A 19,867-nucleotide genomic window follows, 5' to 3' on the forward strand; every position below is an offset into this window, starting at 1 on the left:
ACCGCGTGCCGCTTTAGGTCGGGCGCGTCTGCGTGGCATGGGGCCGCGTGGCACACCCCGTGGGATGACCGATGACCGAACTGCGCGCGCTTGCGATGAGCTCCAAAGCCTGGCCCTTCGAAGAGGCGCGCCGCGTTCTGAAACGCTACGAGAAGGCGCCGCCGGAGAAGGGGCACGTTCTGTTCCAGACCGGCTATGGGCCTTCGGGGCTGCCGCATCTGGGCACGTTCGGCGAAGTGGCGCGCACCACGATGGTGCGGCGCGCCTTCGAAGTGCTGAGCGACATTCCCACGCGCCTGATCTGCTTCTCGGACGACATGGACGGGCTGCGCAAGGTGCCAAGCAACGTGCCAAACCAGGACCGGATGCACGAGGATCTGAATCTGCCGCTGACGCGCGTGCGCGACCCTTTCGGCACACATGAGGGCTTCGCGCAGCATAACAACGCACGGCTGCGGGCGTTTCTGGACAGTTTCGGGTTCGAGTACGAATTCGCCAGCGCGACGGAATACTACACGTCGGGCCGGTTCGACGCGATGCTGTTGACCGCGCTGGAACGGTTCGACGACATTCAGGCGATCATGCTGCCGACGCTGGGGGCGGAGCGTCAGGCGACCTATTCGTGCTTTCTTCCGGTCAGTCCCAAGACCGGCCATGTCCTGCAGGTGCCCACGCTTGAGCGCAACGTGTCGAAGGGCACGATCGTTTACCAGGAACCCGATGGCGAGAGGGTTGAGATCCCGGTCACGGGCGGCAACGTGAAGATGCAGTGGAAACCCGACTGGGCGCTGCGCTGGGCCGCACTTGGTGTCGATTACGAGATGTCGGGCAAGGATCTGATCGACAGCGTCACGCAATCCACCAAGATCTGCAAGGCACTGGGCAAGGCGCCGCCGGTGTCGCTGTCCTACGAGTTGTTCAACGACGAGGCGGGGCAGAAGATATCCAAGTCCAAGGGCAACGGGCTGAGCATGGAGGAATGGCTGACCTATGCCGCGCCGGAAAGCCTGTCGTATTTCATGTATCTGAAGCCCAAGACGGCCAAGCGTCTGTATTTCGACGTAATCCCGAAGGCGGTGGACGAGTACCATCAGCAGTTGCGCGCTTATCCCGGCCAGGACGCGGCGGCGCGGCTGAATAATCCAGTCTATCACATCCACGGCGGCAAGGTGCCGGCATCTGACATGGTGGTACCCTTCGCCATGCTGCTCAACCTCGCGTCCGCGTCGGGCGCGGAAGACACCGAAACGTTGTGGGGTTTCATCCGCCGCTATGCGCCTGATGCCGCGCCGGACACGCATCCGGGCCTCGACTCGGCGGCGGGGTTTGCGGTGCAGTACTACCGTGACTTCGTGAAACCGGCCAAGACGTTCCGGCTGCCCAACGACCGCGAGCGCGCGGCGCTGACGGACCTTGCCGCCCGTCTGCGCGCGCATGAGGGCACACGCGATGCCGAAGAGCTGCAGAGCGTCGTGTTTGCCGTCGGCAAGGACGCCGGGTTCGAGCCGCTCCGCGACTGGTTCACGGCGATCTACGAAGTCTGCCTTGGTGCCAGCCAGGGGCCGCGCTTTGGCGGCTTCATCGCGCTTTACGGCCTGGTGGAAACCGCTGACCTGATCGACAGCGCGCTGCGGGGCGAACTGGCTGCCGCCTGACCCGCGCTGCCGCCGTTTGACGCTCTCGGGCCGTCGCCTATCTTGACAAAGAGTACGAAGGGAGACGGGCGATGCGCAACATGATTTTGGCCGCTATGGCCGCGGTGATGCTGGCCGTTGGGGGTCTGTCCGCCGCCCGGGCGCAGGACGGCGATGCGGCGGCGATACAGACCGTGATTCAAAGCCAGATCGAAGCGTTCCTGCGCGACGATTTCGCGGCTGCATTCAGTTTCGCATCCCCCGCGATCCGCGAGATGTTCGGCACCTCCGACCGGTTCGGAATGATGGTCAAGCAGGGCTACCCGATGGTCTGGCGCCCCGAACTGGTCGAATTTCTAGATCTGCGTGAAATCCGGGGTCAGCCTTGGCAGGTCGTGTTGATGCGCGACGCGAACGGCGCGTACCACACGCTGGGCTACCAGATGCTGCAGGGCCCGGACGGCGGCTGGAAGATCGACGGCGTGCAGATCCTGCGCGAGGACGAGATGGGCGCCTGACGCCCGGATCGCGGCTTGTGCAAGGCGGGTTCGATGCCCACCTCAGGCGAACAGCAACAGGAGATGCCGATGCAGTGCCCGATTGATGGAACGCAACTTGTGATGACCGACCGCAGCGGGGTCGAGATCGACTATTGCCCACAATGCCGCGGCGTGTGGCTTGATCGCGGCGAACTGGACAAGATTATAGAGCGTTCAGCCGTGGCTGCGGCTCCGCCCCCGCCGCCGCGTCCGGTGCAATACGACGACCGCCCGCGCCACGATTCCAGCGGATATCGCAAGAAGAAGCGCGGCGGCTTTCTGGACGATCTGTTCGATTTCTGATCGCGGCCGCCACGTCGGCGCTTACAGTTAATCCTCGGATACTTCGGGCAGCACCGCCCAGCCAAGCCTGTGCGGATTGATCTCGTTTTTGGGGTGCATCTGTGCACCGGTGACGTTTCGGTTCGCATGGCGGTAGAGCGACTGCCAGAATGGCTGAATGATCACCCCGTCGGTCTGAAGGATCTGCTGGAGCCGGGCCATCGTGTCGCGCCGCGTGTCGGCGTCCGCGATGGTCACGGCGCGGTCCAGCAAGCGGTCGAATTCGGGGTTGCTGAAGCCGGTTTCGTTCCAGACGGCGCCGGTCCGGTAAGCCAAGGCCATCACTTGTACGCCAAGTTCGCGGTGGTTCCAGTTGGTCGCGCTGAAGGCGTAGCTTTTCCAGTTCATGTCGAAGTCGTCGCGTGGCACGATACGGCGGCGTATGCGGAAACCGGCCTCCTGAAGTTGCGCGGCGACCGCGTCAGCGGTCGCGCGGCGCCATGTGTCATCCACCGATACCAGCTCGTGTTCGAACTCCAGCATACCGGCCTCGTCCATCAGCCTGCGCGCTTCGGCGGTGTCGGTGCGCAGAGGCGGCAGATGGGCGTAGTCCGGCTGGATCGGCGACACGTGATGGTTTTCCGCCACAGTTCCGCGACCGTCTATGCCCAGCTCCAGGCAGATGCCATTGTCTACCGCGCGGGCCAGCGCGCGGCGCACCCGCAGATCGGAATAGGGCATCTGTCCGTCGATCGTGGCTTGCTGGTTCGGCCGGACCACGACTGTCGACGCGGTCTGAACGCTGTAGTTCGTCCAGCCAAGAGCGTCGAACGTGGTGATATAGCCCGGTTCGGTCCGGGCGGTCATGTCGAACAGGCCGTCTTCGGCGGCGGCACGCCAGCGCAGCGGATCGGCGCCGAAATCAATGTATTCCACCCGATCGAGGGCGGCCGTGCCCCAGTAGTCGTGATCCTCCGCGCGGTCCAGCACGGCGCGTACCGATGGCTCGAACGCGGTGATGCGATAGGCGCCTGTTCCGATGCCGTGATCAAGCGGGTTGGTTCCGACCAGGTCTGCCCGCTGCACAGCCGCAGGGTAGTCGGCGACCGACGGGATCAGGGTGATGTCGGGCTGCGACAGCCGAAGCCGCACCACAAGCGGATCGATCACCTGGATCGCGCCCTCGCGGGCGGTGCGGGTAACAGGGTCGATCAGCGCGGTCAGGCGACTGGCCATCGAATTGCCGGGCACGGTCGCATCGGCCCATCCGACGAAATTCGCGGCCACGTCTTCGGCGGTGAAAGGCGTGCCGTCGTTCCAGCGCACGCCTGGCCGCAGATAGAGGTGATATTCGGTCGCTTCGGCGTTGGCCTCCCAATCCTGCAGGAGCATGCTTTCGAAGCGCCCGTCGGGGGTATATTCGACAAGGTATTCCAGAAGCCCGCGGGTGAGGTTCGCGCTTTCCGAAAAATCGTGCAGCCGTGGGTCGGTCACCGGGCGCACATCCATCTGGATCCGCAGGGTGCCGCCCGGTACGGGGCTCGGGCCGGTGGTCTGTGCCCGGCCCCGCACACCGATGGCGGACAACGCCGCCGCGCCTGACACTCCCAGCGCCGTGGCGCGGGTCAGGAATTCGCGGCGGGTCAATTGCCCCGTGCGGCACTCCACCGCCAGAGCGCGCACGGCGTGCAGGGTGCCGTTCGGCAGGGTGCGGCCGGATCTGTGCATTGCAGCGTGCCTGTGCTTTTGATGCGTTGGTCAGGTGATAACCATCGGTGCGACAATGGCCGTGCACCCGCCCTGTGACAAGGCTTGATCGGGAGGGGGCCGGTCGGAAGGGCCGGGCGCCGTCCTGGCGACAGAACCTGTCAGGCCGACCATCAGGATATCGGCAGCAATGGTCGGCAATGCGCCGAAGGCCCCGCCAAGAGGCGGATGCGCTTAACCTTTCTGGTCGGCGCTGCGCCGCAGGGCACCGAACCCGGTGGGCACTTCGCCGACGCCGCGGGCGCGCTGGGCGGTGCCGTTCTGCTGCATGTCGTGGCGCGTGAGCCATAGCCCGATCAGCGCGGCGCGGTGATAGAGGATCTCGTCCCCCATCGGACCGGCGGTGGCGCAGTCGCGGCGGAATCCTTCGATCAACTCGTTCAATTCGGTCTGCTGCTGCAGCGACGTCAGTCGAAGGTGCAGCAGATCGCCGGGAACCGGCAGATCGCCGCGTCCGCCGAGGAACAGCGCGGTGCCCTGCGTGCGGCCGCAAGCCTCGCAGGAATGAGGCGTGTTGGCCGGCAGGAAAATGGCATTGTGAGCGGTGTATCCACGCATCTCGCCATTGACGCTGAGACGTCCTTGACCGCAGGTGAACCACAGCAGGACAGGCACAAGATAGCTGCGCGGCGTGTCGATTGCCCATTTCGCTTCACGTGCGAGATGCGAGACGGGAACCGCCTTGGGCGGGCGCTGGGTCTGGTCGTTGGTCTGGCTGTCAAACATGCGATGTCCTCGTCCTTTTCGCAGCTTATGCGGTGTTGATAGATTCGGCCAAGGTCGGATTGCCCGTGACTTTCCGGGATTAGGGCCTTTTTCTCGTGTGTTGCCCGGAATCCTCGCACAAGGTCGCGGCATGCAGGGCAGGCCAGTGCTGCATTCTTCGGCGAAACCAGGTGCGTTGCCGCTTGGCGTATTGCCGTGTCGCGATACAGGCCCGCGCCGCTGCCTCCGATTCGCGGAGTGTGCCGTCGAGCACGGCGATCAACTCCCGCGCGCCAATCGCGCGGGACGAAAGGTGCACGGGGTTCCAGGCCGGTCGCATCGCGCGCGCCTCTTCCAGGGCGCCCGCGCGTAACATGGCATCGAAACGCGCCGCAATGCGCGGACCGAGCAGGTCGGGCGGGGCGACGATCTGGATCAGGTGCGCACTGTCCGGCGGCAGCAGGGGAAGCCCGGTATCGTCCTGCCAGCTGGCCAGTCCGCGCCCGGTCTGCCGCAGAACCTCCCAGGCGCGCTGCACGCGCATCGGGTTGCGGGTATCGATCCGACCGCGGGTTTCGGGGTCCAGATCGGCCACCAGCGCCGCAAGCCCGGCGGTTTCACGGTGGCGGGTGGCTTCGGTGCGCAGGGCGGGATCGGTTTGCGGGATGTCGGCCAGACCCTCGGTCAGCGCTGTGAGGTAAAGGCCGGTGCCGCCGACGATCACGGGCGCGGGGCGGCGGTGCAGAAGCGGTGCGACCTCGCGCAGCCAGGCGCCGACGGAATAGTCCGCGTCGAAGGGCAGATGGCCATAAAGCAGATGCTCGGCGCGGGCATGGTCGTCCGCGGCGGGCTGCGCGGTCAGCAGCGGCCAGCCGCGAAACACCTGCAGCGCATCGGCATTCACAACAGCCCGTCCCTGCGCCTGCGCGATGCGCAGCGCCAACGCGGACTTGCCTGACGCGGTCGGTCCGGCGATCAGCACGCAGCGGTCGGGCGACAGTACGGCGGGATCGGGAACTGCGTCTGGGGGCGGGTGTGGCGACATGGGCGAGCGATGCCAGAATCGCGCCGCACCGGCAAGCGGCCGACGGTCGGCACGCTGGCCGGGCGGCGGTGCACCGCCGACACGCTGCCCGGCCGCGCCGACAATGGCGATTGAATCCCGCGCGGCAATCCGACATTTTCCGGGCGACATTCCCGACAACAGGACCGGTTCCATGAGCGACGACACTGCAGAGCCACGCGCCAAATTCACACGCGTGCTTCTCAAGATTTCGGGTGAGGCGCTCATGGGGGATCAGGGGTTCGGGCTGCATCCGCCGACGGTGGAACGCATCGCGGGCGAAGTGAAATCGGTTCACGATCTCGGTGTCGAGATCTGCATGGTGATCGGTGGCGGCAACGTGTTTCGTGGCCTTCAGGGTTCTGCGCAAGGGATGGAACGGACCACTGCGGACTACATGGGCATGCTGGCGACGGTGATGAACGCGCTGGCGATGCAGTCCTCGCTGGAACGCATGGGGGTGAACACGCGGGTGATCTCGGCAATCCGGATGGACGAGGTTTGCGAGCCGTACATCCGCCGCCGCGCGGTTCGCCATCTCGAGAAGAAGCGTGTCTGCATCTTCGCGGCGGGCACCGGAAATCCCTACTTTACAACAGACACCGCAGCGACGCTTCGTGCCAACGAAATGCGTTGTCAGGCGATCTTCAAGGGCACCAAGGTGGACGGGGTCTATGACAAGGACCCGGTCAAGCATGCCGACGCCAAGCGGTATGACACGGTGACCTATGACGAGGTTCTGCAAAAGCATCTCGGGGTCATGGACGCCTCGGCGATCGCGCTGGCGCGGGACAACGACGTGCCGATCATCGTGTTCTCACTGGACGAGACCGGGGGCTTCCGCGGCATTCTCAACGGCGAGGGCACCTATACAAGAGTGCACGGATAGCGCTATAGCGGCGCGGTATGACGGTCCGGCGGCAGCGGGCGCCGCGCGAAGGCGCGCCGCGAAACGTCGGCAGGGTTCACGAAGAAGGACGCAAGAACGATGTCAGACGAAGACCTCGAGATCGACACCGACGATCTGAAACGGCGCATGGAAGGGGCGATGGCATCGCTCAAGCAGGAATTCCTTTCGCTGCGGACAGGCCGCGCCGCTGCGTCGATGCTCGACCCGGTGACGGTCGATGCCTACGGCACCCAGACCCCGATCAACCAGGTCGGCACGGTGAACGTGCCCGAGCCGCGGATGCTGACCGTGAATATCTGGGACAAGTCCCTGGTCGGCAAGGTCGAGAAGGCGCTGCGCGAAAGCGGCCTCGGGATCAATCCCGTCGTGGACGGCACGATCATCCGGCTGCCGATCCCCGAACTGAACGAGGAGCGGCGCAAGGAACTGACCAAGGTCGCGGCACAGTACGCCGAGCATGCCCGCGTGGCGGTGCGCAACGTGCGCCGGGACGGGATGGACCAACTCAAGCGGGCCAAGTCGAACGGCATGAGCGAGGACGATCACAAGCTGTGGTCCGCCGAGGTGCAGGAACTGACCGACGCCTACATCGCCAAGATCGACGAGGTGCTGGAATCGAAGCAGGCTGAGATCATGCAGGTTTGACCTGACTGCGACGTCGACGGCGGTTTGGATGGAACGGGCAGCAGAACGAGGCACGGTATGGCGGCAAAGGACAGTCGGCACATAGGGCCGGAACACGTCGCCATCATCATGGATGGCAATGGCCGCTGGGCCACGCGCCGTGGTCTGCCCCGACTGCGCGGTCACAAGGTCGGTGCAACTCGCGTCCGCGAGATCGTGCGGGCCTGCCCGGACCAAGGCGTGCGATACCTGACCCTTTTCGCCTTCTCGACCGAGAACTGGCGCCGCGCCCGTACCGAAGTCGCGGGCCTGATGGCGCTTTTTCGCAGTCACCTGCGCAGCGAGGCGGACGAGTTGACCTCTTCGGGCGTGCGGGTGCGCTTTATCGGGGAACGTTCGGCACTGAACCGGCGTCTGCAGGATCTCATGTCCGCCCTCGAGCACCGGACGCGCGAGAATGACCGGCTGCACCTGACCATCGCGCTGAATTACGGCGCCCGGGACGAGATCGCGCGCGCTGCCGCCCGCATCGCCGCCGCGGTTGCGCGCGGCGAAATGGCGGTCGGCGACGTGTCGGCCGCCACCATCGGCCGCAACCTCGAAACCGCTGATCTGCCCGACCCAGATCTCGTGATCCGCACGTCCGGCGAGACGCGCATCTCGAACTTCCTGCTGTGGCAATCGGCTTATGCGGAGTACGAGTTCACCCCGGTCCTTTGGCCGGATTTCAGTGCCGACCATATGGCCGATATCCTGCTGGAATTCGGCGGTCGCGAACGCCGCTTCGGTGCCGTCCTGACATGACCTCGGCCGCCGGCGGCAAATGGGCGGACCTTGCCCCGCGCCTTGCGACCTCGGCTGTTCTGATCGCCGTCGGCGTTGTCGCCATTTATCTTGGTGGGGCGTGGTTCGCCGCGCTTGTCGCCTTGTCCATAGGCCTGATCGCTTGGGAGCTGTCCCGTATGGCGCAGTCGCCACGTGCTGTGCCGGTTGGCGTTCTCTCCGGGCTGTGCTGCCTTGGCATGCTATGGTTGCCCGACGGCTGGGGCCTGCCGCTTGTGCTGGTGCCGGTGCTGGCAAGCCAGCCCACGCTGCGCCGGGCGCACTTGGCGCATGCTGTGTTCCTGTCGCTTGCGACCCTTGCCGGCTACGGGTTGGTAGACCTGCGCGGCGCGGCCAGCCCCGGCTGGCTGGTATGGCTGGTGCTGATCGTGGCCGCCACTGACATCTTCGGCTATTTCGCGGGGCGGTTGCTGGGCGGCCCGAAATTCTGGCCCCGGATCAGCCCCAAGAAGACGTGGTCGGGCACCGTTGCCGGCTGGATCGGTGCCCTGGCCGTGGGCGCGGTGGTCTGGGCGCAGGGCGCTGCGGGTCCCGAGATAATGGCCGTGTCCGTGGCCGTGTCCATGGCCTCGCAATTGGGTGACATTGCGCAAAGCGCGCTCAAGCGCCATGTCGGGGTCAAGGACAGTTCCAACCTTTTGCCGGGGCATGGCGGCGTGTTCGACCGTTTCGATGGCGTGCTGGGCGCTGCGGTGTTCCTGCTGCTGGTCGAGCAGATCATCGATTTTCCCCCGGTGCCTGCGTGAGCGTCCGCAGGGTCAGCATCTTCGGCGCGACCGGATCGATCGGCGAAAACACGGTCGATCTGCTGGCACGCGCACCGGACAGGTTCCGTGCCGTTGCGCTGACGGGCGGCCGCAACGTGGCGCGACTGGCCCAGCAGGCCTGCGCGTTGAACGCGGAACTGGCGGTGACTGCCTTTCCCGACCTTCTGGACGATCTGCGATCGGCGCTGGAGGGCAGTGGTATCGCGGCGGCGGCCGGTCCGGCCGCGCTGCTGGAGGCTGCCGACCGGCCCGCCGATCTGATCCTGTCGGGCATCGTTGGTGCGGCGGGTCTGCCGCCGGGGCTGCGGGCGCTGCGGCAGGGCACCACGCTGGCGCTGGCCAACAAGGAAAGCCTGGTCTGCGCGGGACCGTTGATGATGGCGGAAGCCGCTGCACACGGGGCGCGCATCCTGCCCGTGGACAGTGAACATTCGGCCGTTTTCCAGGCGCTGGTGGGCGAGGACATGGCCGCGGTCGAGCGCATCGTGATCACCGCCTCGGGTGGGGCGTTCCGTGACTGGCCACTGGAAGCGCTGGCCTCGGCCACGCTGGCCGAAGCGTCGAGCCATCCGAACTGGGATATGGGCCAGCGCATCACCATCGACAGCGCGTCTATGTTCAACAAGGCCTTGGAACTGATCGAAACCCGCGAGTTCTTCGGCATCGACCCCGCCCGGATCGAGACCATCGTGCATCCCGAAAGCCTGATCCATGCGCTGGTCGGCTTCCGTGACGGCGCGCTGATGGCCCATGTGGGTCCGCCCGACATGCGCCACGCCATAGGGTATGCGCTGAACTGGCCGGACCGGCTGGACCTGCCGGTGGCGCGGCTCGATCTTGCGCAGGTCGGCAGCCTGAACTTCCGCGCGCCCTGCGAGAAACGTTATCCCGCGCTGCGCCTCGCGCGCGAAGTGATGGCGGCGCGCGGGCTGTCCGGCGCGGTGTTCAACGCGGCCAAGGAACGCGCGCTGGATCACTTTATCGCGGGCCGCATTAGGTTTACCGACATGTCGGCGATGGTGGAGGACGTTCTGACCCGTCTGACCGGCGACAGCGGCTTTCATGCTGACGTCACCCTTGATAACGTCCACCATGCGGACCAAATGGCACGCAAGGCAGCGGACGGGTGGTTGAGCGCCGAGGCGTCCTGACGCGCCCGACCGTCCACACGCACTCAACCGGCCAGAGGGGTACCCGGCGTTTTGGAAATTCTCGGTCTGATCCCGTCCTTCGGGGGGCTCGCTTACACGATCGGGGCTTTCGTCGTCGCCCTGTCCGTCATCGTCGCCATCCATGAATACGGTCACTACATCGTCGGCCGCTGGTGCGGCATCCATGCAGAGGTGTTCTCGCTCGGGTTCGGGCCGCAGTTGTTCAGCTGGCGCGACCGGCGCGGCACGCTGTGGCAGGTCGCGGCGCTTCCGTTGGGCGGCTATGTGAAATTCCTCGGCGATGCGGACGCGGCCAGTGCAGCGGATGGGGCGGCCATTGCGCGGATGGATCCGGCGATGCGCCGCCGCACGATGCATGCCGCGCCTTTGTGGGCGCGGGCTGCCACCGTGGCGGCCGGGCCGGTGTTCAACTTCCTGCTGTCGATTCTCGTCTTCGCGGCGGTGGTGATGTGGCAGGGGCAGGCGCAGGAGCCGCTGACCATCGACGAGATCTCGCCGATGCCGCAGGCGGTGCAGACGTTGGAGCCCGGCGACCGCATCCTCGAAATCCACGGCCGCACGGTGCCGTCCTTCGATGCCTTCTCGGGCTTCGTGGAAAACCTGCCGCGCGCGCCCGAGCTTGACTACACCGTGTCGCGCGACGGGCGCGAGATCACTGTTCCGGGTCCCTATCCCTATCCGCCCCTGGTGTCTGGCGTCGCACCGCAATCGGCGGCAATGGATGCCGGGCTTCAGGAGGGCGACGTGATCACACATGTGGGCGGCACACGGATCTCTTCGTTCGAGGATCTGCGCAGCGCTGTCATGGTATCGGATGGCGCGCCCATAGACCTGACAGTCTGGCGCGATGGCGACAGCTTCGCGCTGTCGTTGACGCCGCGCAGCGCCGACGTGCCGCTGCCCGATGGCGGTTTCGAGAAGCGGTTCCTGATCGGGGTGACGGGGGGGCTATTTTTCGCGCCGGTCACCGAAACGCCCGGGCCGTTGGAGGCGCTGGGGATCGGACTGGACCAGACCGGCTATATCATCACGCAAAGCCTGTCCGGCCTTTACCACATGATCACAGGCGCGATCAGCACCTGCAACCTCTCCGGTCCGGTTGGCATCGCCGAGACTTCCGGCGCGGCCGCCTCGCAGGGGTTGGCGAGCTTCGTGTGGTTCATCGCCGTGCTGTCCACCGCGGTCGGGCTGATGAACCTTTTTCCCGTGCCGGTCCTGGATGGCGGGCATCTGGTGTTCCACGCCTACGAGGCGGTGACCGGCCGCCCGCCAAGCGACCGCGCGCTCCAGGTTCTGATGGCGGGCGGGCTGGCTCTGATCATCACGCTGATGCTGTTCGCCGTCACCAACGACCTGTTCTGTCCCTGATCGCAGCGTGCGGCGCTGGCGGAGGGGTCGCACCGCGCGCCAAAATCCGCGCCCGGCCAACAGGCGTTTTGACAAGCCGGCCCGCGCCCCTTAACCGGATGTAAAAGACCGGCCGGGGCCGGGTGCGGGGCGAAAGGGCAGGCGGATGACGATGCGACGTGCGGAACTGCGGGCAGCGGGACGGAAAGCGGCGGCCAGGTGGGCGCGCCTTGCGGGGCTTGCGCTGGCAGCGGGCTGCGTGTCTGGCGCGGTCTGGGCGCAGGCGAGCTTCGGGCAGATCGACGTTCGCGGAAACCAGCGGATCGAAACCAGCACCGTGCTGACCTACGCAGGCATCGAACCGGGCAGCCCGGTGACCGCCGGGCAGATCAACGCGGCCAAGCAGCGGCTGCTTGCGTCGGGGTTGTTCGAAAGCGTGGAGGTGACGCCCGCGCGTGGCACCCTGATCATCGAGGTCCAGGAATTTCCCACGATCAACCGCATCAGCATCGAAGGCAACCGCCGCCTGAACGACGAGGTGCTGGAAGGGCTCGTGACCTCGCAACCCCGCCGGGTTTACAGCCCGTCCACCGCCACCGCCGACGCGCGCGCCATCGCGGACGCTTATTTCCAGGCCGGGCGGCTGGCAGCCACGGTGACGCCGAAGATCATCGTGCGCGACCAGAACCGCGTCGATCTGGTGTTCGAGGTGACCGAGGCCGCCGTCGTCGAGGTCGAACGCATCGGGTTTGTCGGTAACCGAAGCTTTTCGGACCGCCGCCTGCGGCAGGCGCTTGGCACCAAGCAGGCCGGCATCTTCCGGCAGATCATCCGCCGCGATACCTTTCTTGAAGACCGCGTGCAGTTCGACCGGCAGGTCCTGACGGACTTCTATCGCTCTCGCGGGTTCGTGGATTTCGAGGTTCTGTCGGTCACGCCCGAATTCTCGCGCGAACGCGACGCGTTCTTTCTGACCTTCAACATCCGCGAAGGGCAGCGCTTTGAACTTGGCGAGATCTCGGTCACGACGGACGTGCCCGACCTTGACGTAGCGGCGTTCGAACGGGTGGTGCGGGCGCGCACGGGCCAGACCTATTCGCCGACGCGCATCGAGGACACCGTCGCGCGGCTGGAGCGCGAGGCGATCGAACTGGGGCTGGACTTCATCCGGGCCGATCCCGTGATCACCAGAAACGACCGCGAGCTGACGCTGGATGTCGCCTTCAACCTGACGCGGGGGCCGCGTATCCTGGTCGAACGCATCGACATCGAGGGCAATTCCACCACGCTGGACCGGGTGATCCGGCGCCAGTTCCGCGTCGTCGAGGGCGACCCGTTCAACCCGCGCGAGATCCGCGACAGTGCCGAACGCATCCGCGCTTTGGGGTACTTCGCCAATTCCGACGTGACCACCCGGGAAGGCACGGCACCCGACCGCGTCATCGTTGACGTGAACGTGGAGGAACAGCCGACCGGGTCGCTGACGCTGGGCGGCAGTTATTCGCTGGACGAGGGGTTCGGCTTCGCCATCGGCCTTTCCGAACGCAACTTCCTAGGCCGCGGCCAGTTCCTGAACGTGTCCATCGCCGCGGGGATCGACAACAACAATTCGTCCCTGACCTTGGCCGAGCCGTCGCTTCTGGGCCGCGACCTGAACGGGTCGGTCAGCATCTATTACCGCTCTACCGACAGTTTCAATGCGGACTTCAACACCGACGAGTTGGGCTTCCGGCCGACGCTTGGATTTCCGGTCAGCGACAACGGACGACTGGAACTTAACTACCGTCTGTCGCGCGACACGATCAGCGATGTCCAGAGCGGAGATCCGACCATTCTGGGCGACAATGGATCCTCTGCCATCATCCAGCGCGAGGAAGGGCGGCTTGTCACCTCGTCCATCGGCTACAATTACAGCTACAATTCGGCGCGCACCGGCCTTGATCCGAACACGCGCTACCGGTTCGAGTTCGGGCAGAATTTCGGTGGCGTCGGCGGCGATACCCAGTTCGTGGAAACGCTGGCGCTGGCCGGCTACGAGACCAAGGTCATGAACGAGGATGTGGGACTTTCCGCGACGGTGCGCGGGGCCGCGCTGAACTTTACCGAAGGCAATAGCCGTGTGATCGACCGCTACCGGGGCCGCAATTACGCGCGCGGCTTCACGGCGAACGGCATCGGCCCGCGCGATCTGACCGCGACGAACCAGGACGCGCTGGGGGGCAATTATGCCGTCGGCGTCGCGTTCGAGGCGGATTTTCCCGTCGGCCTGCCCGAGGAATACGGCATTCGGGGCGGTGTGTTCTATGATATCGGGTCGATCTGGGGGCTAGACGACACGGCCGGTACCGGCGGCGAGGTGGACGATGATTTCCACCTGCGACAGGTCATCGGCGCGACGATCTTCTGGACGACTCCGATCGGGCCGTTGCGCTTCGACTTCACGCGCGCGCTGGAAAAGGAAGACTATGACGACGAGCGCACCTTCGATTTCCGGGTATCGACCCGGTTCTGACGCCCTTCGGCGGGCGCTGCTGCGTCTGGCTGCACTGTTTGTTCTTCTCTGCGGACTTGGCATGGCCGGTCTGCCAGCCGCGGCGCAGGGAGGGGGCGGGCCGCGCCTCAGCGTGGTGACGCTGGACCAGGAGGCGCTGTTCCTGCAATCGGCCTTCGGGCGGCGCGTCACCCGCGAGTTGGAACGCGACCGCGACGCGTTGGCCGCCGAAAACCGCCGGATCGAGTCCGAGCTGATCGCCGAAGAACGAGCGCTCATCGATCAGCGCGCTGCTCTGCCGGCTTCCGATTTCGCACCCCTTGCCGATGCGTTTGACCGGAAGGTCCAGCAGATCCGCGAAGAACAGGACCGCAAGGGCCGCGCGCTTCAGATCCAGCTTGACCGTCATCGCCAGAGGTTCCTTGCCGAGATCGGCCCGGTCCTGACCGACCTACTGAGCGAACGTGGCGCGCAGGTCTTGCTGGACCGCGCCGCGGTTCTGATTTCTGTCGAGGGGATCGATATCACCGGTGCCGCGATCGCCGCGATCGATGCGCGGCTTGGTGACGGGACCTCGGCGAACTCCCCGCTGCCATCACCCGGCGCGGAACTTCCGGCCGGCGATGATGGCGTGGCGGACCCCGGTGTGGCGCGGCAGTAAGCGGCGGGTGGCCGGGGCCGGGCGACGGGTGGCTTGTGCCTTCTGGTCCGGGTTGCTACGCAGTGGCGAGCGACAAAACAAGCCGGGACACCCATGACCGACATCCCCACCTGCGCCGATATCGGCCTGATCCAGCGCGCGATCCCCCATCGCTTTCCGTTCCTGATGATCGATCGCGTGCGCGACATCGTGCCGTCGAAAAGCGCCGTGGGCATCAAGAACGTGTCGATCAACGAGCCGCAATTCGCAGGTCATTTCCCCGGCCTTCCGGTGCTCCCGGGTGTGCTGATCGTGGAGGCATTGGCCCAGACCTCGGCGGTGATGGTATCTCTGTCGCTGGACCTGATCGACAGCGGGGCGGTGGTCTATTTCATGGGCATCGACAAGTGCCGCTTCCGCCGCAAGGTAGAACCGGGCGACGTGCTGGAGTTGCGGGTCGATGCGCTGCGCGGTGGCGGCAAGGTGTGGAAATTCAAGGGGCTTGCGACCGTCGGGGACGAAGTCGCCTGCGAATGCGAATTCATGGCCATGATCGACCGCGAGGGCGCCGGGGCATGAGTATCGCGCCCACCGCCGAGATCCATCCCAGCGCCGTTGTCGAACCGGGCGCCGTGATCGGCGACCGGGTGCGCATCGGACCGTTCAGCCTGATCGGCCCAGAGGTTGCGCTTGGCGCGGATGTGGAGGTCAAGAGCCATGCCGTGATCACCGGTCGCACCGACATGGGCGAAGGCTGCGTGGTGTTTCCCGGCGCGGTGGTGGGCGAGATCCCGCAGGACCTGAAGTTCAAGGGCGAGAAGACACGCCTGATCGTGGGGAAGCGAAACCGCATCCGCGAAGGCGCGACGATGAACACCGGCACCGAAGGCGGTGGAGGCGTGACCCGCGTTGGCGATGACGGGCTGTTCATGACCGGCAGCCATGTCGGCCACGACGTACAGGTCGGGAACCGTGTGATCCTTGCCAACCAGGCCGCGCTTGCAGGGCATTGCGAGATTGCGGACGATGTGATCATCGGCGGCCTGTCGGGGATACATCAGTTCGTGCGCATCGGGCGCGGCGCGATCATCGGTGCGGTGACGATGGTGACAAACGACGTGATGCCCTACGGGCTGGTGCAGGCCCCGCGCGGGGAACTGGACGGGCTGAACCTTGTCGGACTCAAGCGCAAGGGCGTGAAACGGTCTGACATCACCGCGCTGCGCGCCGCGTTCCAGATGCTGGCGCAGGGCGAGGGCCCGTTTCTGGACCGCGCGCGGCGGCTTGGTGAAGAGACCGAAAGCCCCTATGTGCGCGAGATCGTCGATTTCCTGCTGGCCGATACGGGCCGCCATTTTCTGACCCCGCGCTAGGGCCTTGACAGGGCCTGTTGGCATCATGGCAGGGCGCGGCGTGTTGCCGGCCCACCTTGCGCGCGCGCTGGCCGGTCAGGGGCGCGACGTTGTGCTGGCCGAGATGGCCGGGCATGGCGCGGACAACCCCGAAGGCCTGCCGGTCATCGGCTACCGGGTGGAAAAGCTGGGCGCGCTGTTCAAGGCGCTGCGCGCCGCCGGGGTTCAGGAGCTTGTTTTCGCCGGCGCCGTGGCGCGGCCGAAGCTTGACCCCGCAAGTTTCGATCTCAAGACGATGCGGCTTGCGCCGCGGATTCTGTCCGCGATGAAGGGCGGCGACGACGCCACGCTGCGCGCCGTGCTCGACATCTTCGAGGGCGAAGGGTTCGCCATCCGCGCCGCGCACGAGGTCGCCCCCGACCTGCTGCCCGCGCCCGGTGTCCTGACGCTGGCGAAACCGGGCACGCGGGACGAAAAGGATGCGGCACGCGCCGCGCGGATCGTGAAGGCGCTGGCCGGGGCCGATGTGGGGCAGGGCGCCGTTGTCGCGCAGGGCGTCGCCCTCGCGGTGGAGGCGCTGCCGGGGACCGACGCGATGCTGGCCCATGTGGCGGATGTGGCCGGAGCCTGCAGGCCCGATCCTGCGGGCGCGCGAGGCGTGCTGTTCAAGGGGCCGAAGCCGGGGCAGGACCGGCGCGTGGACCTGCCGGTGATCGGTCCGGGCACTGTCGCGGGGGCGGTTCGCGCGGGCCTGTCGGGCATCGCGATCGCCGCAGGTGGGGTGATGATGCTGGACCGGACCCGTACGCTTGCCGATGCCGATGCCGCCGGGCTTTTCATCTGGGTCCGGTCCGACGGCGGCGTGTCGTGACCGGCCCTCGCGTGTTCCTGATCGCCGGGGAAGCCTCGGGCGATGCGCTTGGCGCGGCCTTGCTGGGCGGGTTGCGGCAGCTTGCGCCAGGCACGCAGGCGCAGGGGATCGCCGGGCCGCAGATGCAGGCGCTGGGAATGGAAAGCCTTTTCCCGATGCACGAGTTGTCGGTGATGGGCCTGGCCGAGATCGTTCCGAAATACCGGCATCTGAAACGGCGGATCGCGCAGACTGCGCAAGCGGTTCTGGACGCCGGACCCGATGTTCTGATCGGCATCGACAGCCCGGATTTCTGTCTGCGGGTGGCGAAGATCGTGCGGGCCGCCGACCCGTCGATCCGCACCGTGCATTACGTTGCCCCGTCAGTTTGGGCGTGGCGACCCGGGCGCGCCGTGAAGATGGCGCGAATGATCGACCAGGTGCTGGCGCTGCTGCCGTTCGAACCGCCGCTGATGCAGGCTGCCGGGATGCGCTGCGATTTCGTGGGCCATCCGGTCGTCGCAGCCCCGCAGGCGGATACCGAGGCTGCGGCGGCACTGCGCGCGTCACTGGGTATCGCCGGGCCCGCTCCTCTTGTGCTGGCGCTGCCGGGTTCGCGCCGGTCCGAGATCGAACGGCTCGCGCCGGTGTTCGGTCCTGCGCTGGCGCAACTGGCACGAGAGTGTCCGGGCACGCAGGTCGTGCTACCTGCCGCTCCCGGCGTTCTCGGTCTGGTGCGCGAAAAGGTGGCAGGTTGGAACGTGCCGGTGCATGTCATCCCCCCCGATGCGCCGGATGCCAAGCGTGCCGCCTTCCGCGCCGCGGACGTGGCGCTGGCGGCGTCCGGCACAGTGTCGCTCGAACTCGCGGCGGCGGGGACGCCGATGGTGATCGGCTACCGGATGGCGTGGCTGACCATGCAGATCATGCGGCGGATGGCGCTGATCGACACGGTCACGCTCGTCAACCTGGTCACGGACACGCGGGTTGTGCCCGAATTCCTCGGCGACGCCTGTACGCCCGATGCGCTGTGCGATGCGCTTCGGAAGGTGCTCGCCGACCCCGGTCCACAGCTTGCGGCCTGCGCGCTGACGATGGACCGGCTTGGTCGTGGCGGCGAATCGCCTGGTCTTCGCGCCGCGCGGGCGGTTCTGGACGGTCTGGGCCGCTAATCCGGGGCGGTTTTGGGCTGGGTGGATCGGATCAAGCTAAAATGCGCCACGCTTTCTTCGCCGTGCGGACCCATGCTGGAATGGAGACGCTGCCGCCGTTCGGACGGGGCAGGTCAGGCCTCGCTCAGCCGCGCCCGCCCGCGATCCAGCCGCCGCCGAGGATGCGGCTGCTGCCATCTTCATAGAAGACGCAGGCCTGGCCGGGGCTGACCCCTTCCTCGGGTGTCAACAATTCGACCTCGGCGGTATGGGGGCCGGTCGGGCGCAGGATCGCCGCACGCGGCGGCCGGGTGGAGCGGACCTTGACCGCGATCTCGCGCACCGAACCTTCGAAAGCGCCGTCGCCCAGCCAGTTGATTTCCTTGACGGAAACGACGCGTGTGGCGAGGGCGTCTTTCGGGCCGACAACCACTTGCCGCGCCTCCGGGTCCAGCTTGACGACGTAAAGCGGCGTGTCGAGCCCGCCGATTCCCAGCCCCCGGCGCTGACCGACGGTGTAGTGAATCACCCCGTCATGGTAGCCCAGCACTGTCCCGGACTGGTCAACGATTTCGCCCGGGTCTGCTGCGCCGGGGCGCAACTTTTTGATAACGCTTGCATAATCGCCATTGGGCACGAAGCATATATCCTGGCTGTCGGGCTTGTCGGCGACGCTGAGTCCATAGCGCGCGGCCAACTCCCGCGTGGCCTGCTTGGACGGCAGGTGGCCCAGCGGAAACCGCAGGTAGGACAGTTGTTCCGGTGTGGTCGAGAACAGGAAATAGCTCTGGTCGCGGGCGGCATCGGCGGCGCAGTGCAGCTCCGGCCCGCGCGGCCCGACCTTGCGCTGGATATAGTGACCCGTCGCCATGCAGTCAGCGTCAAGATCCTTAGCGGTTTCAAGCAGATCGCGGAATTTCACCCGTTCGTTGCAGCGGATGCAGGGCACCGGAGTGGCGCCCCCGAGATAGCTGTCGGCAAATTCGTCGATCACCGCTTCGCGGAACGTGTTCTCGTAGTCCAGAACGTAGTGCGGAAAGCCCATTTCCTCGGCCACGCGGCGCGCGTCATGGATGTCGCGCCCGGCGCAGCACGCCCCTTTCTTCGCAAGCGCCGCACCGTGGTCGTACAACTGCAACGTCACGCCGACCACGTCGTAGCCTTCCTCGGCCAGTTGCGCGGCCACCACCGAACTGTCCACGCCGCCGGACATGGCTACGACCACGCGGGTGTCCTGCGGCGGCTTCGGAAAGCCGAGCGAGTTAAGGGGCTGGGTCATGCGACAAGGGTCTCTAGCGTCGAGGGGAATTTGCAGAAATATAAGAAAATCATAGGCATTAACAAGGGGTGTGTTTCAGGCCCCGTTAAGCGTGCTCCCGCCATCCCTGACTTCGGTGAAGTGAGGAGTGTGGTGATGTACCTGAAAAAAGTGGATGGCCCGAGAATTGTGACCCTGCCCGATGGAACGTGCCTGTCGCGCGCGGACCTGCCCCCCGACACGACGGTGCGCTGGGTGGCAAGCCGCAAGGCGGTTGTGGTGCAGGCGGTGAAATACGGATTGCTGGCCGAGGACGAGGCACTGTCGCGCTACAACCTGTCCGAGGACGAATTCGCAAGTTGGTGTTCGGCGGTGGACCGTTTCGGGGAAGAGGCCCTGAAAACAACGACTTTGCAAAAGTACCGTCAACTATAGATTGTTTTTTTCGCGGTCCCGTTCATAGTAACCGAAG

At 66.1% G+C, this 19,867-nt stretch carries 20 protein-coding genes; 16 read left to right on the top strand and 4 right to left on the bottom strand.

Features of this window, described 5'->3' with window-relative positions; genetic code table 11:
• Nucleotides 1–71: 71 nt before the first annotated feature.
• The 3 genes from DKT77_RS07525 to DKT77_RS07535 all read left to right on the top strand — a co-directional run bounded on the left by DKT77_RS07525 (nt 72) and on the right by DKT77_RS07535 (nt 2,476).
• Entirely contained in the window at nt 72–1,655 is a 1,584-nt protein-coding gene (locus DKT77_RS07525; RefSeq protein ID WP_109811095.1) for a lysine--tRNA ligase, read from the top strand.
• Between the two features lie 71 nt (nt 1,656–1,726).
• Nucleotides 1,727–2,152 (top strand): DUF4864 domain-containing protein, encoded by a 426-nt coding sequence (locus DKT77_RS07530; protein WP_109811096.1) that lies wholly within the window; start codon nt 1,727–1,729, stop codon nt 2,150–2,152.
• A 69-nt stretch (nt 2,153–2,221) separates the two neighbouring features.
• On the top strand, nt 2,222–2,476 hold the full coding sequence (locus DKT77_RS07535; protein ID WP_109811097.1) for a TFIIB-type zinc ribbon-containing protein: 255 nt from the start codon (nt 2,222–2,224) through the stop codon (nt 2,474–2,476).
• A gap of 27 nt (nt 2,477–2,503) precedes the next feature.
• On the opposite strand, the gene DKT77_RS07540 is transcribed toward DKT77_RS07535, so the two are convergent.
• From DKT77_RS07540 to miaA, 3 genes are all read right to left on the bottom strand, one after another.
• Nucleotides 2,504–4,183: an ABC transporter substrate-binding protein gene (locus tag DKT77_RS07540; protein ID WP_109811098.1), complete on the bottom strand. Its 1,680-nt coding sequence runs from the start codon at nt 4,181–4,183 to the stop codon at nt 2,504–2,506.
• 213 nt (nt 4,184–4,396) lie between these two features.
• Entirely contained in the window at nt 4,397–4,948 is a 552-nt protein-coding gene (locus DKT77_RS07545) for a hypothetical protein (RefSeq protein ID WP_109811099.1), read from the bottom strand.
• A gap of 79 nt (nt 4,949–5,027) precedes the next feature.
• A complete protein-coding gene (gene miaA / locus DKT77_RS07550) occupies nt 5,028–5,972 on the bottom strand; it encodes a tRNA (adenosine(37)-N6)-dimethylallyltransferase MiaA (RefSeq protein WP_109811100.1) in 945 nt (314 codons plus the stop codon).
• Between the two features lie 172 nt (nt 5,973–6,144).
• Between miaA and pyrH the strand changes: the two genes are divergently transcribed.
• The 12 genes from pyrH to lpxB all read left to right on the top strand — a co-directional run bounded on the left by pyrH (nt 6,145) and on the right by lpxB (nt 18,158).
• Complete coding sequence (gene pyrH / locus DKT77_RS07555) at nt 6,145–6,879, top strand: UMP kinase (protein WP_109811101.1); 735 nt, start codon at nt 6,145–6,147, stop codon at nt 6,877–6,879.
• Nucleotides 6,880–6,978: 99 nt separating this feature from the next.
• On the top strand, nt 6,979–7,545 hold the full coding sequence (frr, locus tag DKT77_RS07560; protein WP_109811102.1) for a ribosome recycling factor: 567 nt from the start codon (nt 6,979–6,981) through the stop codon (nt 7,543–7,545).
• Nucleotides 7,546–7,602: 57 nt separating this feature from the next.
• Nucleotides 7,603–8,328, top strand: coding sequence for a polyprenyl diphosphate synthase (gene uppS / locus DKT77_RS07565; protein WP_109811103.1), 726 nt, complete (start codon nt 7,603–7,605; stop codon nt 8,326–8,328).
• The gene (locus tag DKT77_RS07570; RefSeq protein ID WP_109811104.1) at nt 8,325–9,113 is read left to right on the top strand and encodes a phosphatidate cytidylyltransferase; all 789 of its coding nucleotides are present in this window, start codon (nt 8,325–8,327) and stop codon (nt 9,111–9,113) included. The genes uppS and DKT77_RS07570 overlap by 4 nt, the downstream gene beginning before the upstream one ends.
• The gene (gene dxr / locus DKT77_RS07575) at nt 9,110–10,285 is read left to right on the top strand and encodes a 1-deoxy-D-xylulose-5-phosphate reductoisomerase (RefSeq protein ID WP_109811105.1); all 1,176 of its coding nucleotides are present in this window, start codon (nt 9,110–9,112) and stop codon (nt 10,283–10,285) included. Before DKT77_RS07570 ends, dxr begins: the two co-directional genes overlap by 4 nt.
• A gap of 51 nt (nt 10,286–10,336) precedes the next feature.
• A complete protein-coding gene (gene rseP / locus DKT77_RS07580; RefSeq protein WP_109811106.1) occupies nt 10,337–11,674 on the top strand; it encodes an RIP metalloprotease RseP in 1,338 nt (445 codons plus the stop codon).
• A gap of 145 nt (nt 11,675–11,819) precedes the next feature.
• Nucleotides 11,820–14,165, top strand: coding sequence for an outer membrane protein assembly factor BamA (bamA, locus tag DKT77_RS07585; RefSeq protein WP_109811107.1), 2,346 nt, complete (start codon nt 11,820–11,822; stop codon nt 14,163–14,165).
• 61 nt (nt 14,166–14,226) lie between these two features.
• Nucleotides 14,227–14,805 carry an OmpH/Skp family outer membrane protein gene (locus DKT77_RS07590; protein WP_238547745.1) on the top strand — a complete coding sequence of 193 codons (579 nt, stop codon included), beginning with the start codon at nt 14,227–14,229 and terminating at the stop codon, nt 14,803–14,805.
• 93 nt (nt 14,806–14,898) lie between these two features.
• The gene (gene fabZ / locus DKT77_RS07595) at nt 14,899–15,363 is read left to right on the top strand and encodes a 3-hydroxyacyl-ACP dehydratase FabZ (RefSeq protein WP_109811109.1); all 465 of its coding nucleotides are present in this window, start codon (nt 14,899–14,901) and stop codon (nt 15,361–15,363) included.
• A complete protein-coding gene (gene lpxA / locus DKT77_RS07600; protein ID WP_109811110.1) occupies nt 15,360–16,157 on the top strand; it encodes an acyl-ACP--UDP-N-acetylglucosamine O-acyltransferase in 798 nt (265 codons plus the stop codon). Before fabZ ends, lpxA begins: the two co-directional genes overlap by 4 nt.
• A gap of 25 nt (nt 16,158–16,182) precedes the next feature.
• Complete coding sequence (locus tag DKT77_RS07605) at nt 16,183–17,007, top strand: LpxI family protein (protein WP_109811111.1); 825 nt, start codon at nt 16,183–16,185, stop codon at nt 17,005–17,007.
• A complete protein-coding gene (gene lpxB / locus DKT77_RS07610; RefSeq protein ID WP_109811112.1) occupies nt 17,004–18,158 on the top strand; it encodes a lipid-A-disaccharide synthase in 1,155 nt (384 codons plus the stop codon). Before DKT77_RS07605 ends, lpxB begins: the two co-directional genes overlap by 4 nt.
• 124 nt (nt 18,159–18,282) lie before the next feature.
• On the opposite strand, the gene mnmA is transcribed toward lpxB, so the two are convergent.
• The gene (gene mnmA, locus DKT77_RS07615; RefSeq protein WP_109811113.1) at nt 18,283–19,416 is read right to left on the bottom strand and encodes a tRNA 2-thiouridine(34) synthase MnmA; all 1,134 of its coding nucleotides are present in this window, start codon (nt 19,414–19,416) and stop codon (nt 18,283–18,285) included.
• A gap of 135 nt (nt 19,417–19,551) precedes the next feature.
• Here mnmA and sciP point away from each other — a divergent pair, with 135 nt between their 5' ends.
• Nucleotides 19,552–19,830: a CtrA inhibitor SciP gene (gene sciP, locus DKT77_RS07620; RefSeq protein ID WP_109811114.1), complete on the top strand. Its 279-nt coding sequence runs from the start codon at nt 19,552–19,554 to the stop codon at nt 19,828–19,830.
• The last annotated feature ends 37 nt before the right edge of the window (nt 19,831–19,867 follow it).

This window comes from Meridianimarinicoccus roseus, assembly GCF_003172915.1.
GTDB lineage: Bacteria > Pseudomonadota > Alphaproteobacteria > Rhodobacterales > Rhodobacteraceae > Meridianimarinicoccus > Meridianimarinicoccus roseus.